The organism is Nocardia sp. NPDC058114, assembly GCF_042884695.1.
GTDB lineage: Bacteria > Actinomycetota > Actinomycetes > Mycobacteriales > Mycobacteriaceae > Nocardia.
This window is the reverse complement of the sequence record NZ_JBHVTK010000006.1, coordinates 111,591-127,755: the sequence shown is the minus strand read 5'-3', so window position 1 is coordinate 127,755 and position 16,165 is coordinate 111,591. Positions and strand designations below refer to the sequence as shown.

At 66.1% G+C, this 16,165-nt stretch carries 16 protein-coding genes; 7 read left to right on the top strand and 9 right to left on the bottom strand.

The window, feature by feature from the left end:
• Positions 1 to 65: 65 nt before the first annotated feature.
• Positions 66 to 953, top strand: coding sequence for a class I SAM-dependent methyltransferase (locus tag ACFVVI_RS22525; RefSeq protein WP_387446645.1), 888 nt, complete (start codon positions 66 to 68; stop codon positions 951 to 953).
• 12 nt (positions 954 to 965) lie between these two features.
• Here ACFVVI_RS22525 and ACFVVI_RS22520 read toward each other — a convergent pair whose 3' ends face one another.
• From ACFVVI_RS22520 to ACFVVI_RS22510, 3 genes are all read right to left on the bottom strand, one after another.
• Positions 966 to 1,406: a hypothetical protein gene (locus tag ACFVVI_RS22520; RefSeq protein WP_387446643.1), complete on the bottom strand. Its 441-nt coding sequence runs from the start codon at positions 1,404 to 1,406 to the stop codon at positions 966 to 968.
• Between the two features lie 342 nt (positions 1,407 to 1,748).
• Complete coding sequence (locus ACFVVI_RS22515) at positions 1,749 to 3,029, bottom strand: lipase family protein (protein WP_387446642.1); 1,281 nt, start codon at positions 3,027 to 3,029, stop codon at positions 1,749 to 1,751.
• Between the two features lie 583 nt (positions 3,030 to 3,612).
• Positions 3,613 to 5,268 (bottom strand): FAD-binding dehydrogenase, encoded by a 1,656-nt coding sequence (locus ACFVVI_RS22510; RefSeq protein WP_387446640.1) that lies wholly within the window; start codon positions 5,266 to 5,268, stop codon positions 3,613 to 3,615.
• 178 nt (positions 5,269 to 5,446) lie between these two features.
• Between ACFVVI_RS22510 and ACFVVI_RS22505 the strand changes: the two genes are divergently transcribed.
• Positions 5,447 to 6,784 (top strand): M20/M25/M40 family metallo-hydrolase, encoded by a 1,338-nt coding sequence (locus ACFVVI_RS22505; protein ID WP_378992846.1) that lies wholly within the window; start codon positions 5,447 to 5,449, stop codon positions 6,782 to 6,784.
• Between the two features lie 43 nt (positions 6,785 to 6,827).
• On the opposite strand, the gene ACFVVI_RS22500 is transcribed toward ACFVVI_RS22505, so the two are convergent.
• Positions 6,828 to 7,544: a TetR/AcrR family transcriptional regulator gene (locus tag ACFVVI_RS22500; RefSeq protein ID WP_387447011.1), complete on the bottom strand. Its 717-nt coding sequence runs from the start codon at positions 7,542 to 7,544 to the stop codon at positions 6,828 to 6,830.
• A 266-nt stretch (positions 7,545 to 7,810) separates the two neighbouring features.
• Here ACFVVI_RS22500 and ACFVVI_RS22495 point away from each other — a divergent pair, with 266 nt between their 5' ends.
• From ACFVVI_RS22495 to ACFVVI_RS22475, 5 genes are all read left to right on the top strand, one after another.
• The gene (locus tag ACFVVI_RS22495) at positions 7,811 to 8,053 is read left to right on the top strand and encodes a CsbD family protein (RefSeq protein ID WP_387446639.1); all 243 of its coding nucleotides are present in this window, start codon (positions 7,811 to 7,813) and stop codon (positions 8,051 to 8,053) included.
• A gap of 110 nt (positions 8,054 to 8,163) precedes the next feature.
• A complete protein-coding gene (locus ACFVVI_RS22490) occupies positions 8,164 to 8,604 on the top strand; it encodes a hypothetical protein (RefSeq protein WP_387446638.1) in 441 nt (146 codons plus the stop codon).
• Positions 8,605 to 8,739: 135 nt separating this feature from the next.
• Entirely contained in the window at positions 8,740 to 10,449 is a 1,710-nt protein-coding gene (locus ACFVVI_RS22485) for an alkaline phosphatase D family protein (RefSeq protein ID WP_387446637.1), read from the top strand.
• 205 nt (positions 10,450 to 10,654) lie between these two features.
• Positions 10,655 to 11,392 (top strand): histidine phosphatase family protein, encoded by a 738-nt coding sequence (locus ACFVVI_RS22480; RefSeq protein WP_387446635.1) that lies wholly within the window; start codon positions 10,655 to 10,657, stop codon positions 11,390 to 11,392.
• A 255-nt stretch (positions 11,393 to 11,647) separates the two neighbouring features.
• Positions 11,648 to 12,091: an SRPBCC family protein gene (locus ACFVVI_RS22475; protein ID WP_378992837.1), complete on the top strand. Its 444-nt coding sequence runs from the start codon at positions 11,648 to 11,650 to the stop codon at positions 12,089 to 12,091.
• 45 nt (positions 12,092 to 12,136) lie between these two features.
• Here ACFVVI_RS22475 and ACFVVI_RS22470 read toward each other — a convergent pair whose 3' ends face one another.
• The 5 genes from ACFVVI_RS22470 to ACFVVI_RS22450 form a co-directional block, all read right to left on the bottom strand.
• Positions 12,137 to 12,871: a flavodoxin family protein gene (locus ACFVVI_RS22470; protein WP_378992835.1), complete on the bottom strand. Its 735-nt coding sequence runs from the start codon at positions 12,869 to 12,871 to the stop codon at positions 12,137 to 12,139.
• Positions 12,872 to 13,041: 170 nt separating this feature from the next.
• Positions 13,042 to 13,479 (bottom strand): VOC family protein, encoded by a 438-nt coding sequence (locus ACFVVI_RS22465; RefSeq protein WP_378992834.1) that lies wholly within the window; start codon positions 13,477 to 13,479, stop codon positions 13,042 to 13,044.
• Between the two features lie 129 nt (positions 13,480 to 13,608).
• Positions 13,609 to 14,400, bottom strand: coding sequence for a CPBP family intramembrane glutamic endopeptidase (locus ACFVVI_RS22460; protein WP_387446634.1), 792 nt, complete (start codon positions 14,398 to 14,400; stop codon positions 13,609 to 13,611).
• Positions 14,401 to 14,474: 74 nt separating this feature from the next.
• Positions 14,475 to 15,389, bottom strand: coding sequence for an alpha/beta hydrolase (locus tag ACFVVI_RS22455; RefSeq protein WP_387446632.1), 915 nt, complete (start codon positions 15,387 to 15,389; stop codon positions 14,475 to 14,477).
• Positions 15,390 to 15,455: 66 nt separating this feature from the next.
• On the bottom strand, positions 15,456 to 16,082 hold the full coding sequence (locus ACFVVI_RS22450) for a helix-turn-helix transcriptional regulator (protein ID WP_387446630.1): 627 nt from the start codon (positions 16,080 to 16,082) through the stop codon (positions 15,456 to 15,458).
• Between the last annotated feature and the right edge of the window lie 83 nt (positions 16,083 to 16,165).

Below are 16,165 nucleotides of genomic sequence, written 5' to 3'. Positions count from 1 at the left end.
AACTGTCACGGATTGCGTGAGTGAGTTCATAGAGCGTGTGCCGCATTCGCAAGTAGGTTCTGAACATGGACAACGACGGACCCAGTCGGACAGCGCTCATCACCGCCTACGCCCGCGCCTATCACCAGGTCGTTGACCGACCGCTGATCTTCACCGATCCTCTGGCGGCACGTCTGCTCGGCGTCACCGCCGAGGAACTGGCCGAATTGGGCACGCCCACAACCGATCACCTCGGTGACGGGGCCAGCGATCGGTCCCGTCGGCTGTTCTTCGCCGCACGCGCGCGCTTCGCCGAGGACGTCGTGGCCGCGGCCGTCGCCGCGGGTGTGCGGCAGGTCGTTGTCCTCGGCGCAGGCCTGGACACGTTCGCCTATCGCAATCCGTTTCCGGACTTGCGTGTCTTCGAGGTCGACCACCCCGCCACCCAAGCGTGGAAACGCGAACGTCTGACCGCCGCCGGAATCGACCGCCCTGAGACATTGGCCTTTGTGCCGGTCGATTTCGAAACGCAAACGCTGGCAGCAGGATTGGCATCCACCGGATTCACCCGGACGGAACCGGCCGTCTTCGTGTGGCTCGGCGTCGTCTTCTATCTGACTCCCGACGCCGCCCACACCACTCTCGAATACATCGCCGGTCAGAGCCAGCCGGTCGAGGTGGTCTTCGACTACCTACAGCCCGCGAACACCGACGAAGACAGTGCGCACCAGCAGGCACGTGCTGATCGACTGGCCGACGTCGGCGAACCCGTGTACAGCTACTTCACGCCCGACGATATCGCCGCCCAGCTGCGAGCCCTCGGCTTCACCAGCCTCGAAGACCACTCCGCCCCCGACCTGGTCACTCACTACCTCGACGGATCCGCAAGTTTCGGAAGCGAACCGCCCCACGCCCTGCGCGCCATCCGCATGCTGCGCGCGAGCCGCTCAGGCTCGCCCGCCGGGAACTGGTAGCCGCACCGCTGGTCATTCTCCTGACGGCACCGCGCGATCCACCCGGCGCATGGTGGCGTCGTAGGCGGCTCCGGCCATGTCCGGACGGTCCGGGTCGGGCAACCAGGTGCCGGTGATCGTGGCACCGTCGGAGCTGATGGTGCCGGTGTAGGTCATACCCAGACCGGCATGGACGAGGGTGTCTCCTCGACGGCTCCACCGGTAGCTCAGCGGAGCAGCGGAACCGGAATAGACATGCGCGGCGAAGTCCGAGGTGGTTTCGTCCGCCCAGATCAATTCGAGGCTGTGGATCTGCGTGTCACCGATCAGCATGGTGCCGTCGAGCTGCAGGAGCCCGCCATCGAGGATGCGGGTCGCGGTAAGAACCCCGGCGATGTCGTCGTGGTCCGACGTGTGGGTGCGCCCGGTCAGTTCCCAGGAGCCGAGCAGAACATCGAGATCGTTGATCGTCATGTGGTTCCTCGCTCGAGTAGTTTGTCCGGCCCTCACCAGGCCATCTCCTACCTAGGTCGAACGGGAGCCGTGCAAATCGACACTCTTACCCGCCACAAGAGGATCCGACCGAGTCCCGTCGCGGTGTGCGCGGCAGCGCCTGGATGACGCTGCCGGCCGAGATGGGACGCTGGGGCAGGGCGCAGCGATCGCGGCCTGTAAGCGACCCGCTGAGACCGCCCCGTCCGAAACAGTCAGATTCATTCCCCGCATCCTCACCTGACCGCATCGCAGCCACCGGAGTTGCTAGTGGGGCGATGCGGCCGACCGGCGTGGGCTCGAGGTCGATGGAGATCGGCGAGGCTAGGGCAGCGCCGCGCAGTTCACCGGAGCGGGCACGCCGGCGAGGCGATCGACCATCCAGGGCTGCGAACTCGTCAGCGACGGGAAGAAGCCCAGATCATGGGTGCCCAGGAAGCCCGACGTCGCGGGCACCGTGTCGTCCGCATCCAGCAGTACCGCCGCGCCGCCGCCACACCATCGCGCGACCAGATCGCGCGCGGCGGGGTACGCGGCCTTGTCGTCGTGCCTGGCCGAGTAGACGCGCACCGGCGCCGCGGGAGCGGACCCGCCGAGGCGCTGCTCGTCGAATGCCTTCTTCAACTCGGGGGAACCGTCGATCACGGCTGTGAGCGGCCGTCCGCTGGTCGTCCACCGCGCCGTGTCCTGGGGCTGGACGAAAGTCTCGGAGAGACCGCCCCCGCACGTGCCGGCGGAGTCGTGCAGGATCGCCTTACCGGTGTCGTTGAGCTCGGCGTCGAGTACCGGGCGTGTGTCGGGGTAGTCGGCGGCGATTCCGTTGAGCACCCACGCGATGGCAGGCGCGACGCCGGGGTTGCCGTCGCTGCGCGCGATGAAATCCTGCGGGCCCACCACCGGCCCGCCCACGTGCACCCCGCGCACGTTGAGTTCGGGTGCGTACTCGGCCTGCAGTTCGCCGGCGGCAGCGGAGGCCATTCCGCCCTGGGAGTAGCCGTAGATGATGACCGGTGAATCCGGGCCGAGCCCCGAACCGGGCAGCCGCAGCGTGGCGCGCGCGGAATCCAGCACCGCGTGCGCCTGCGTCCTGCGGTTGAGGAAGTCGTGCACTCCCGGTACCCCGAAGTCGTGATAATCGGTCATCACCACCGGCATCCCGCTCGCCAGGATTTGATAGATCGCGATGATGTCGTATTCGAACACCACGTCGGCAGGCGGCTGGTACCGGATCACCTGCCCCAGCATCGCCGACGGCGAGCAGTCGGCACTCTGCCCCTGTGCGCCGCCCGCGTAGGCCACCAGTGGTCGCGGGCCGGGGCCGGTCCAGGGCTGAGTCGGCTCCAGATAGGTGCCGACCACCGTCTTCGGCGCGCCGTGGGTGTCGTTGCTGGTGTAGACGAGGCGGGTGGATCGTGCCGGTATCGGCCCGGCCGGGCCGGGAATCGTGACCGCCGTCGCCGAACCATCGGCACGGACGATGTCACCCCCCGCCACCTGCAACCGCGGCGGCTGGGCCCCTACCGTCGGTGTGGCCACGACCCCGGCGGCAACGACCACCAGGGTTCCCGTGAGTGCTGCAATCCACGCGCGTTTTCCGCTCTTCATACCGATCCTTCGTGCGAGGTGATCCGTCCAGGGCAGCTATCGAACCGAACAGCACAATCGCCACGGATGGAGCGCAACACCGCTTGTCAGCGGATCGTGAGCAGAAGAGCGTGATGTTCGACCCGACAGATCTAAATCGAAACTGCGGGCATCTCCGTCGAGCACAGAACACGGCACGGACATCACGGTGCCGGGGCCACAGCTTATGCCATGAGGCCGACACCGGTGCACAGACTCCTGCTTCGGCGTGACAACTTCGTGATCAGGCGGCTTCCGCGCGTTCCCGGTCCGGTGTGAACCCCCGTGGAACAACCGTTTCGCACACTGCGCTGCCAGCCACCTCAATTCAAGGTTCTGTCCGCTGTCGGTCGGCGGCCAGCAGTTTCGGGTCTCCTGTCTGCCGCGACAGGTAGACTTTTCTGCTGCGGCGTACCTCAACCGCCTAGCGGTCCGAGTTGATTCGCCCTGCTGAGCTGGGCGGATCGTGGCGGTCAGCGGACCCGGTGAGTAGCCCTGCAATTGCCGACAGCTCCAACTCGCCTCGGCGGAGGGCCGAGACGAGTTCTTGCCGTGCCAGGAGGCCTCACAGCCGGCCAGCGACCGCCCGGCCCGCGGCACGCCCGGAGAAGATGCATCCGCCCAGGAAGGTGCCCTCCAACGCGCGATACCCGTGCACTCCCCCACCTCCGAACCCCGCGACCTCACCAGCGGCGTACAGGCCCTCCACCACCGCTGCGTCCGGCCCCAGCACTCGCGACGAGAGGTCTGTCTCCAAGCCGCCCAGCGTCTTTCGGGTGAGCAGATGCAACCGGACGGCGATCAGCGGGCCTGCCTTGGGATCGAGCAGCTTGTGTGGTGCGGCCACTCGCGTGATTCTGTCGGGCAGGTAGGCACGCGCGGCACGGATCGCCGCGATCTGGAGGTCCTTGTTGAACGCGTTGCCGAACTCGCGATCCCGCGAGGTCACCTCACGCTTCACACTCGCCACATCGAGCACGTTGTCGCCTGCCAGCTCATTCATCCGACGCACCAGGTCGTCCAGGGTGTCCTCGACCACGAAATCGGCACCTCTGCGCTTGAACGCCTCGACCGGACCCGGCGCCCCCTTCTTCACCCGTTCCAGCAACAACCTGATGTTGCGGCCGGTCAGGTCAGGGTTCTGTTCCTGGCCGGACAGCGCGAACTCCTTCTCGATGATCTTCTGGTCCAGGACCAGCCAGGTGTAGTCGAATCCGGTCCGGTTGATGTACTGCATGGTGCCGAGCGTGTCGAAGCCGGGGAACAGCGGTGGAGGGAGCCGCTTTCCGGTCGCGTCCAGCCACAGCGATGACGGTCCCGGACCGATGCGGATGCCATGGTCGGGCCACACCGGGTCGTAGTTGATGATGCCCTCGGTGTAGTGCCACATCCGGTCCCGGTTGATCACGCTCGCGCCCGCGGACTCCGAGATCGCCAGCATTCGTCCATCCACGTGGGCGGGAACGCCGGCCAGCATGTGCTCGGGCACGCGGCCCATCCGCGTGGGCCAGTTCTGCCGGATCAGCTCGCGGTTGTGCCCGATACCGCCGGAGGTGACGATCACGACCTGCGCGCTGAACTCGAACTCGCCCACCGCTTTCCGCGACGACTCGACGCCTCGCGCCGCGTCCGAGGGCTCGAGGACGGTGCCACGCACACCGCTGACCGTGCCGCCGGTGACGACGAGTTCGTCGACCTGGTGTCGAAACCGGTATTCCACCAACCCCTGGTCGACGCCGGCCCGGACGCGAGACTCGATGATCTCGACGATCCGTGGCCCGGTTCCCCAGGTGATGTGGAAACGGGGCACCGAGTTGCCCGGCCCGTACGCGCCGTAGCCACCCCGTTCCGCCCAGGCAACGACCGGAAACGCCTTCCAGCCGCGCTCGGCCAACCAACCGCGCATTTCACCGGCGGCGAATTCGACAAAGGCTTGCGCCCATGCGCGTGGCCATTTGTCCTCGCGCTCGCGGTCGAATCCGGCATTGCCTATCCAGTCCTGGATCGCGAGGTCGTATGAGTCTTTGATGCCGACCCTGCGCTGCTCCGGACTGTTCACCAGGAACAGTCCGCCGAATGACCAGAATGCTTGGCCGCCCACATTGTTGATGTTCTCCTGCTCGACGACGAGCACCCGTTTGCCGGCGTCGACCAACTCAGCCGTGGCGACCAATCCGGCGAGTCCGGCTCCGACGACGATGACGTCAGCAGATTCGGTCATCTATTTACGGTAGCTCTGCCTCCCGAACCAAGGGAAGAGGTCCACCCCACGCACCGCCAGAACCCGGCGATATCGCCGTCGGTAGCCGCGGAACAGCGGTTGTGGACAATGTCGAGGTATAGGCTCGGAGCCGGGATAGACACACAGAGGGTGCATATTCTCGGGAGAGGACATCGGTATGCCGGAAGGCACCATCGACATCGACCGCGCGGTAATGCGGTTCGCCACCTTGCTACAGATCCCGACGGTCACCACCCAGGACGAGAAGGACACCGACTGGGCCCAATTCGTGACATTCCGCGAGACACTCGACACCCTGTACCCACTGATTGCCACAAAATTGCGCAAGCAGATCTTCGCCGACCACACGCTGGTCTACCACTGGGACACCGGGTCCACCGCGGACCCGATCGTGCTCATGGCGCACCAAGACGTCGTCTCCCCCGGCGATCCGGACGGTTGGACGCACCCGCCGTTCGCGGGCACCGTCGCGAACGGCGCGATCTGGGGCCGCGGCGCCATCGACGACAAAGGCCCGCTTGTCTGCATCTGCGAAGCCGTCGAAGACCTTCTCGCCCAGGCGTTCACACCCGATCGCGACGTCTATCTGCTGTTCGGGCACAACGAGGAAGTCGCCGGCGACGGCGTCCCCACCGTGGTGGAGTACTTCCGCCAACAGCAGATCGTGCCCGGCCTGGTCATCGACGAGGGCGGCGGCGTGGCGGGGGACCTGTTCCCGATCAAGGAGAAGATCGCCGCGGTCGGCACTGCCGAAAAAGGCATGCTCGACCTCCAACTGTCCGCGGTAGACCCCGGCGGCCACGCCTCCATGCCCGGTAAGCATCCGGCGACCACCCGCATCGCACGTGCCCTGGTAAAGCTGGACAACTTCACCTTTCCGCCCCAGCTCACGCCGCCGATCAGGGAGATGCTCGCCATCATCGGCGCACACTCCGGTGGCCCACTCGGCGCGGTGCTCGCACGAGCCGACAGGCTGCAGTGGCTGACCACCACCTTCATGACCCGTTCCGGTGCGCTGATGAACGCGATGATCCGCACCACCGCGGTGCCCACGGTGCTCGAAGGCAGCAAGGGCACCAATGTCATGGCCGAATCAGCGCGCGCGGTATTGAATATCCGCATCCTCACCGGGGAAACCGTCGCCGGAACCGTCGAACGCGTCCGCAAGCTGATCAACGACCCCGAAGTCCGGCTCGATATTCTCAATTCCTCCGAACCGACCCCGATCTCTCCCACCGAAGGTCCCGCGTTCGAACGGGTCGAACTGGCTGTAGCCGAAACATTTCCCGGCACGGTGACATCACCGTTTCTCGTTGTCGGCGCCAGCGACGCGCGCCACCTCGCCAAGATCAGCGACTATGTCTACCGCTTCTACCCTTTCGAGCTCGACGCCGAAGCACGGGGCCTCATCCACGCCACCGACGAGCGTCTCACCGTCGACGCGCTCGAACAGGGGATCCGCTTCTACGAGGCTGTCCTGCGCCGGAGCCACTGATTCATACCGATCCGACAGCGGCCACGACATGTCGAACCACCACTCACGGGCGTTGTCGAGCGCGGCGCATCCCTTCGAGCCGATCGAGCAATGCCTCGAGAGATTCTTCGAATTCATCGGCCGAGCGGTTGGCTGCCAGGTGGCTCTGCAGGCGATAGACGTGGGGGTAGTCGGCCAGCTCCGATGATTCGTGCTGTCCGGGCTCGGCGGTGGTGATCGGGCTCAGCTCGACCCCCCTGGTTGCTACCTCGAGGAGGAGGTGGCCGAGCAGGAACGTCGCGAAAGACCGATAGATTTGGACTGCCTGACGATCGTCGAAGCCATAGTGGAGCATGGTTTCGAGGAAGGATTCCATCCAGTTCAAACTGCGCAGCGGCGGGCACAACCAGGGCGCCTGCGGTGGGCTAGAGGCCATCAACGGGAAGACCTCGGGGTGCTCGATCGCGACGCGGCGCACGCCGTGCGCGAGGCGCTGCAGATACCCCTGCCAGCTGCCGCCCTCTTCGTCGGGCTCCATCAGGTTCTGCTCGTAGAGCTGGTCGACGAGGTGATCGACCACACCGGCCAGCAGGTCGTCACGCCCGGAAACGTAGCGGTACAGGGCCATGGCTTCGACGCCCAGCCACGAGCCCAGACGGCGCATCGTGAGATGCCCCAGGCCTTCCTGGTCGATCAGCGCAATCGCTGATTCCAGGATCAGGACCCGGTCCAGGCGCGGGGCGCGTCGAGCGTCCCCGTCCCGTGAACCGTTGTCGCGCAGCTCGGCGCCCGAGTCGATCGTGTCCTCGCTCAGGGCAGAGCTCCTGTCAAAATCTTCCGGCTCTGGTACTCCACCACGCCGCCATAACCCCAGGGTACCGGGATGTTCCGGCCGTTTTCAACGCACCCCGCCCTGCAGATTTCGACACAGTGGTTTACAAGGTAAACGGATATATGTTTATCTTGTAAACGTCAGCCGTGGAGCTGCACACCCCGGGTTGCGCTCGCGTCACACGGGGAAACGTTGGGCCGATCGAAGGGACAGACGTGTCTGAGAACGACAGTGGAGTAGAGGCCGGAGTCAAGGGCGTTGTCGAGGGTGTGAAGGGCAAAGCCAAGGAAGTCGCGGGTGCCGTGGTGGGCGACGACTCCTTGCTGCGCGAAGGCCGTGCACAGCAAGACAAGGCCGAGTCACAGCGCGAGGTCGCGGAGAAGGAAGCCGAAGCCGAGAAGGCACGGCTGGAGGTATCGGCCAACGAAGCACGTCAGCGCGCCGCCGAGCAGGACTGACAGCTCGCGTATTCGGGCCCGGCCGGTGGACCGGCCGGGCCCGTCGGCTCAGCGATATGGGCGGGCCGTGATGACACGGGCCGTTCGGTTCGGAAATAGGGAGTGACGTGATGGAAAAGCCTGCGATGCTGCGGATGGACAGTGCCGCGCGAACGACACCGGGCTACTCCGACCGGCAATGGGCGGTGCGTGAGGCGGTGCTGAAATGGGCGCACAACGAAGATGTCCTCGACAACCCGGTGCCGGTCCTCGGCGCCTTCGTCGTCGGGGCGTCGGTCTGCTGGCCGGGAGAATCGCTGACCGAGGACGAGGTAGTTCGCGCGTCGCTGTGGTTGACGAGGATGGGGCTGTTCAACTCCATCGATCGCGACCCGGCATTCGGTCACCGCGCAACCATCTACCGCCCTCGGATCACCGCCGAAGGAATCCGCGTCGCGCGCGGCCCCGATGGAGTTCGCGGCGTTTCCTGGCCAGGCGTCATCATTCGCCCGCCCGATCGACCGATGCCGCCGCCGCGCGATCTCACTCCTCCCCCGCAGCCCACCGGGTAGACGTCAGCTGCCGCGCGCATCAGTTCGCCACGTGCTGACAGGATTTTGACCTGCGACCACCCGTCGAACCGGATTCAGTTCCGTCAGGGCAGAATGCCCCTGCTCGACAGCTGGTCCACGACATAGGCTGGACTGATGGCACGGCTGCCGGAATTCAGGAGCGAGCTGGTTCTGGGTCCGTTGCTGCGTCACGTCGGCGAAGGCGACGCCACCGTCTGGGTCGAGACCTCCGCACCATGCACCGTCGAGGTCCTCGGCCATTACGAGAACACCTGGACCATCGCCGGACATCACTACGCTCTCGTCCTGATCACGGGACTGGCGGCCGGTTCCGTCACGCGGTACGAGGTCAGCCTCAACGGCAAGCGCGTCTGGCCGCTGCCCGACGCACCGTACCCGTCCGTCATTCGCACGCTCAGAGGCAACGCCGATCTGATTCTCGCTTTCGGCTCGTGCCGATTCGCCACACCGACCGCGACGCAGGACAACGACCACTTCGACGCCGACGCTCTCGACGCCTATGCGCGGCGAGTCATGCAACGCCCGCCCGAAGATCTGCCCGACGCATTGTTGCTGGTCGGCGACCAGGTTTACGCCGATGAGCTGTCCCCGGAGATCCTCCGTCGCATCGACGAGGTACACGACCTCGACCAACCGCCGGGCGCCCAGATCCGCAACTTCGAGGAGTACACGTGGCTCTATTCCGAGTCATGGTCCGACCCGCAGGTGCGCTGGCTGCTGTCCACGGTTCCGTCGTCGATGATCTTCGACGACCACGACGTCATCGACGACTGGAACACCTCGACATCGTGGCGTGACGAGATCGAGGCCACCGATTGGTGGGAGGAACGCATCGTGGGCGCGTTGTCGTCGTACTGGATCTACCAGCACCTGGGCAACCTCTCGCCCGCAGCCCTGGCCGACGACGAGCTCTACCAGCGGATCCGATCCGAGGGCGGCGACTGCGCGGAGTTGCTCCGCGATTTCGCGTCCGCAGCGGACGAAGAAGCCGACGGCGCCAAGGGAGCGCAATGGTCGTATCGCCGCGATCTCGGGACCACCCGGCTGCTCGTCATCGATTCCCGGTGCGGACGCATACTCGGCGGCGGCACGCGGTCGATGGTCTCCGAGCCCGAGTTCTCGTGGATCGAACGACAGACCGAGGGCGACTACGACCACCTGCTGGTGGGGAGCTCGCTCCCGTGGCTGCTGCCGCGTGCCCTCCACGACCTGGAGTCGTGGAATGAGCGCATGGCCTCAGGGGTCCGCGGCCGACGTGTGGCCGGATGGTCCGAAAGATTGCGGCGCTCAGCCGATCTGGAACATTGGGCCGCGTTCCGAGAGTCATTCGACCGGCTCGCCCAACTCGTCGCCCGCGTCGGGCGCGGACAGTGCAGCGGCCCGGCGGGACGGGCGCCCGCCACGATCTGCGTGCTGTCCGGCGACGTTCACCACGCCTATGCCGCGCAAGCGCAGTTTCCCGACGCCGTGCGATCCCGGGTCTACCAGCTGACCTGTTCGCCGATGCACAACTACGTTCCGACCGCCATGAAGGTGATCTTCCGGGTCTCGTGGAGTCGGGCCGCCGAACGGGTGACGCGTTTCCTCCTGGACCGGGTGTCCACCGTTCCCCCGGTGTCGGTCGAGTGGAGTCGGGTCACCGGCCCCTTCTTCGGCAACCAGATAGCGACGCTGCATCTGCGCGGCCGGACCAGCCGCCTCGTGCTGGAGCAGGTGAGCACCGACGGCGGCCGTCCACATTTGACGACGGTCGCGGACGTGGTGCTGTCGGGTTGTGGAAATCGCCGTGCACACGGGATCGGCGGCATCGAAACGGCCGGGTGAGCAGGTCGCGTGAGTCGACATGCCGCTCGCACTTCCGCTACCGGTGGTTTCGCCTGCGCGGTCCAGTGCGCGAAAGCTCCCGATGAATGGGAGACCCCGTCTTTGATTCGGGCAAATAGCTGCTTCTGTGAGACGCGACACTCCGAATTCCGGTTCTTCGACATACCGGAATTGGCGTTCGCCACAATGAAAGGCATTCCCACCCATGCGAATCCGACCTCTTCGATTGTCCATTGCCGTGATGGCGGTCGCGGCCACAACCGCTACCACCGGCGTCGCGTCCGCCGATATCGACTTCGGCAGTTCCGGCAGCAGCTCCGGCAGCAGCGGCGACATGGTCATCACCCTGGTGCGCCATGCCGAGTCCCTCGGTAACACCTCCGGCCTGATCGACACCAAGGTGCCCGGACCCGACCTGACCTCACGCGGCCGGACACAGGCAGACAATCTGGCTATCCAGCTGGGCGACAAGAACTACGACTGCGCCTTCGCGTCCACCATGGTGCGTACCGAGCAGACCGCGGCACCGACCGTCGCCAAGCAGGACCTGAGCCTCGACATTCAGCCCGGTTTCCGGGAGATCGAGGCAGGCCAGTACGAGGGCACCCCGGAGGCCGAGGCGATGTCCGGGTACCTACAGGCGCCGATCAAGTGGCTCTCCGGCGACCTGAGCGCACGGATTCCAGGCTCCATCGACGGCAACGAGTTCGATGGCCGCGTCGATCAGGCACTGCTCGATGTGCAGCGCCGCGGCTGCGCCAACCCGGTGATCTTCTCGCACGGCGGCACCATCATGTTCTGGTCGATGATGAACGCCGCCAACGCCGACAAGAGCAAACTCGGCACCGATCCGATGCGCAACGGCGGCCGCGTCGTCCTCGAGGGCAGCCCGCAGAAGGGCTGGACGATTGTCGAGTGGGTCGGCCACCCGGACCTGGGCTGATTCACCCTTCCGTGCCCCGGATGCCACCGACACAATCGATGGCACCGGGGCACGGTCGTCTCTCAGCACAGGAGCGCCCGTGGCGCAGTCGTCCACCGCGGCGGGGCACTGGCATAGTCAGGGAAGCGCCGGCCGAGCGCACGGTCGACAGCGCTGATGCTCGCGCGACGGTCACCGCCGAAGCGCAACCACCCGCGCCAGCGATACCCGTCCAGGTCCAGGCCGGACCGTGGTGAACCGAAGGGATTTCTGTCCATGACCGTCGTGAAAGTGCAACGCAGCATCGACGCCCCGATCGAAGCGGTGTTCGACGCCTACACCGACCATGCGGCGCTGGCGCTGGTGCCCGGCATCGTGTCGGCCACTGTGGTCCGGCCCGGCGACACCGAACCGAACGGGCTCGGCGCGATCCGCGAGGTGAACGCCGGCATCGCCTGGTTCCGGGAGGAGATCACCGCCTTCGACCGGCCCGTCCTGATGGAGTACAGGATCCGCAAGGCGCGGCCACCGTTGCAGCACAAACTCGGCCGGGTCGAGTTCGAGTCGACCTCGCCAGGCACGACCCTTGTCACTTGGACATCGGAGTTCGATTCACCCGTGCGAGGTATCGGATTCGTGTTCGGTCCCGCCGGCAAACTCATCGCGTCGGCCGGGTTCAGCTGGGTCTTGAAATGTCTCGACAACCGCATCGGGTCCTGACTGTCACCAGCGTCGCGGATCCGGATCCCAGTTCCTCGGCGTGATTCATCGGTGCTCCGGATTGTCGAAGTCGGGCCTGCATCCGGCGTCCCACTCGCTGCGCTGGTTTCCGAAAGCCGGGATTCCGCCGTTGCGCCGCAGCATGGCCGCCACGTGCATGAGGTTGAAGGTCATGAACGACGTATTGCGGTTGGTGAAATCGTTGTCCGGTCCGCCCGAATCCGGATCGAGATAGGACGGACCCGGACCGACCGACCCGATCCATCCGGCATCAGCCTGCGGCGGAATGGTGTACCCGAGGTGCTGCAGGCTGTAGAGGATATTCATCGCGCAGTGCTTGATACCGTCTTCGTTACCGGTGATCAGACACCCCGCTGCCCGCCCGTAGTAAGCGTATTGACCGGCATCGTTGAGCAGCGACGAGCATCCGTAGAGGCGTTCGATCACCCGTTTCATCACCGAACTGTTATCGCCCAGCCAGATCGGGCCGCACAAAACCAGGATGTCGGCGTCGAGCACGCGCGCGAAGATCTGCGGCCATTCATCGGTCGGGGCTCCGTGCTCGGTCATGTCAGGCCACACTCCGGTCGCGATATCGTGGTCGACCGCGCGCAACTCCTCGACTTCGACACCGCGCCGACGCATGATCTGCGCACTCAACCGCACCAGCCCGTCGGTATTGCTGGGCTCGGGCGAACGTTTGAGCGTGCAATTGATGAACAGCGCGCGCAGATCGTCGAAGCGCGGGCCCGGTTCGGTCACCGCCTCGGGCCCGGTCATCGCCTCGGCCCGACTCGAAGGCCGAGCACCCGGCAGAGCAGTGGGCGGTGGTGGTCGCGGGGGTTGTGGTGCGGCACTGGTGCTCCCATCTCTTTGGTGTGACTGTTCGATCACTCGAGTCGCTGGAGCGCGGCGGATTTCGTCGCGAACGAGCGACGGCGGCGTGTCGGTCAGTCGGCGAAGATGCCTTTCAGCATCCCGGTGGCCTGACCGACCTCGATCAGGTAGCCGTCGGGGTCGCGCAGGTAGCACCGTAGTTCGGCCTTGCGGTCCAGCGGCTCGGTCAAGAACTGTCCGCCTTTGGCGGTGACGTCGGCATAGAAAGCGGCGATGTCGGCGACCCGCACGTTGAGAAACGACGAGACCACCTCGCCGGCCGTCGGCGGTGCCAGCGTGATGTCGGGCTTGTCCGGGGTTGGTCCACCGCCGGGATTCATGATGATCCAGCTGTTGGCGACCTTGACGATAGCCGGATTTTCCGCGAGAACGACCTGGCCGCCGAGGATGTCGGCGTAGAAATCGCGCGAGCGGACCACATCGCGCACGGTCAGGAAATGGGTGAGGATCAGACCCTGTTCGGGTGCGGGGAGGTCTGGGCGACTGGTCACGAGGGCTCCTTCGGTTCGAGTTACCGTGCGCGTTCCCACTACCGATCTGTTGACACACTCGCTGCGCCGCGGTGCGACCAGCGACTTTCCCGGCCCCGCCTGGGAACGACACTCTCGCCGCAGGCTTGGTCAGGGCCGCTGGGATACCCGCTCTTCGCCGCCGCCGCGCTGTGGAAGTGGGCGAGCTTCAACGGTTCCCTGGACGACCGGTGCCGGGCTCGTGCGCATCAGCCACAGCGCAGCGGCGAGCGTCAGCACCCAGCCGATCACTTCGATGAGCAGATGATCTGTCGCATCGGGAACGGATTGCAGCAGGTACACCCGGACGCTGTTGATCGCTCCGTGCGTCATGACTGCCGGCCAGACACTCCCCGACCGCCAACGAAGTGCTAGAAGCAGCGGCGCCCACGGCAGCATGCCCGCGAAATAGATGACGATGTCCCGCGGTGGGCGGTCTCCGATGACGGCGAGCACCGGCAGGTGCCAGACGATCCAGACCACACCACTGGCAAGGGCCAGCGGCCAGAATCCCCATGACGCGGCGCGGGTCGCCAGCCAGCCGCGCCACCCGAACTCCTCTCCGACAGCGAAGACCGACTGCAGGAGGAAGACCGGAACGACCCATACTGTCGCCGCCAAGATCTGGTCGAGCGGTTTGAGCGGCCAGATCCCCGATGCCAGTGCGATGCAGGCCTGGATGGCGGCGATCGCGGTGATGAGGCCGATGCCGATGCCTGACCACTTGGGTGTGCCGCGCCACCCGGTGGCGAAAGTTTCGCCGAACGTTCCGGGTCGTCGGGCGAGCCACATGATGATCGCCGCGAGCAGCGGGGTCATTTGCAGGATCGGAACGATCAGGTTGTCGAAGTCCGTGGAGACCAGCCGGAAGACCATCGGAACGGACAGCGTGTAGCACAGCACGACGGCGATCGCGAAGAACCACGCGACTTCGAGGAAATTCGATCCGGTAGCACTACCGCGCGCACGGACTGTCGTCATGACTGCTCCTCCTCGCGCTCGGTGAGCGGGTCGATGGGCTGGACCGGTACCACCGGCGCCTGGCCGGCGAAGGCCGCCAGCGTCCGGTCGATCCATGCGATGACGTCGGCCAGGACGGCCGGCCCCTCGGCTTCCTCCTCCAACCCGTGGTAGACACCCGGACAGGTCCTCAGCGTCGCCGACGACACGAGGTCGACCACCCGGCGGCTGGCGGAGAGCGGATTGATCAGATCGGCGTCGCCATGAACCACGAGTAGTGGTACCGCGACTCGGGTGGCAGCCGATGCCACGCGATCCATCTGTGCCAAGACATCGATCGCGAAGCGTGCCGTCGCTCGCCCATGGACCAAGGGATCGGCGTACCGTTCGGCGACGACGCCGGGGTCGCGATTGACACGCTCGAACCGCAGCCCGTTCGGCAACGTCAGGGTGGCGAAGGCGCCGCCGAGGCGCCTGACCACGGCCACCTTCAGCCGCTGATTCCGCAGCTCCGAGTCGAAAGCGGGTCCGGTCACCACCACCGCGGCCACGTCCGTCCCCGGCCGGTCCGCTGCGTAGAGGAACGCGTAGAGCCCGCCCAGGCTGTGGCCGTACAGCACGACCGGCGCGCCGCCCGTTCGCGCACGCTCGTGTGCGATGAGATGGTCCACGGCCCGCGCCGTCGACTGGTATCGGACGTCGCCGCGGCGTCCTTCGGATCGCCCGAATCCTTCGTAGTCCATGGCAAGCACGGAGAAGCCGGCCGCAGTGAACAACCGAGCCGTGCTGTCGTAGCGGGCGGCGTGCTCGCCGAGACCGTGCATGATGACGACACTGGCCCGAGCGGGCCCGCTCGGGACCCAGTGGAGTGAGGTGAGTCGGGGGCCGCCGCCGTCCGGTGTGAAGGAGTCGAAGATGGGTGATGTGTTCACGAGCAGTTCCTTTCGGGTCTGCTCGAGCCTCGCCGCTCCGCCTCGGTCCAGGATTGGACCAACCTGCTAGGTCGGCAGGATCTCCCAGCGGATCGTGCTGAACGCGGTGGGAGGGCCGCCGAAGGTTCGGCGACACGTCCTCGTGAGATGGGAGCTGTCGGTGAACCCCGCCAGGTGAGCCGCATCGGTGAGCGTCCGGCCCTGCGCGACCGCTGCGGTCGCCCGGAGCAGCCGGAGCCATCTCACGTAGGCCCGGAAGGTGATTCCGAGGTCCTGGGCGAAGAGATGGGACAGCCGGCTCTCCGACAGATGCACGGTCGCGGCGAGGTCGCGAAGCCGGATGGGTCGTGAGTCCAGCTCGGTCTGAAGGTGGCTGCGCGCGGCAGCGACTCCCGGATGAAGCGGGTGCGAGGTGTTTCCGGGAGAGCGCAGGCGCCCCTCCACGTACGCGCTGTGCCCCTTGATCAGGGTCTGTCCTGCGTGATCCCAGGCACGAGCGTGGGACGGATCGTCGACCAGCTCGATCAGTTCGGCGCCCAGAGATGACTCGGGCTCGACGTGCGCCACGACGCCCCAGCCGCCGGCGGCGCTGAACGCGTGCGACTGATCGGCGGGAACGATCGCCGCGTTCGTCCGTCGCTGACGGCCCTGGAGATCCTCGATGACGAACGTCCCCTGGTGAGCGACGGCCACCTGCACGGAGTGGTGAGAATGTCCCGGCAAACTTCCCAGCGGACCCTCGATCTCGAGTACACCGGGACGCATGCGCCCTGTGC

Excerpts from the sequence above, each read along its gene's own strand:
- ACFVVI_RS22525 (WP_387446645.1), top strand. The coding sequence starts at position 66 with ATGGACAACGACGGACCCAGTCGGACAGCGCTCATCACCGCCTACGCC.
- ACFVVI_RS22520 (WP_387446643.1), bottom strand. The coding sequence starts at position 1,406 with ATGACGATCAACGATCTCGATGTTCTGCTCGGCTCCTGGGAACTGACC.
- ACFVVI_RS22515 (WP_387446642.1), bottom strand. The coding sequence starts at position 3,029 with ATGAAGAGCGGAAAACGCGCGTGGATTGCAGCACTCACGGGAACCCTG.
- ACFVVI_RS22510 (WP_387446640.1), bottom strand. The coding sequence starts at position 5,268 with ATGACCGAATCTGCTGACGTCATCGTCGTCGGAGCCGGACTCGCCGGA.
- ACFVVI_RS22505 (WP_378992846.1), top strand. The coding sequence starts at position 5,447 with ATGCCGGAAGGCACCATCGACATCGACCGCGCGGTAATGCGGTTCGCC.
- ACFVVI_RS22490 (WP_387446638.1), top strand. The coding sequence starts at position 8,164 with ATGGAAAAGCCTGCGATGCTGCGGATGGACAGTGCCGCGCGAACGACA.
- ACFVVI_RS22485 (WP_387446637.1), top strand. The coding sequence starts at position 8,740 with ATGGCACGGCTGCCGGAATTCAGGAGCGAGCTGGTTCTGGGTCCGTTG.
- ACFVVI_RS22480 (WP_387446635.1), top strand. The coding sequence starts at position 10,655 with ATGCGAATCCGACCTCTTCGATTGTCCATTGCCGTGATGGCGGTCGCG.
- ACFVVI_RS22475 (WP_378992837.1), top strand. The coding sequence starts at position 11,648 with ATGACCGTCGTGAAAGTGCAACGCAGCATCGACGCCCCGATCGAAGCG.
- ACFVVI_RS22470 (WP_378992835.1), bottom strand. The coding sequence starts at position 12,871 with ATGACCGGGCCCGAGGCGGTGACCGAACCGGGCCCGCGCTTCGACGAT.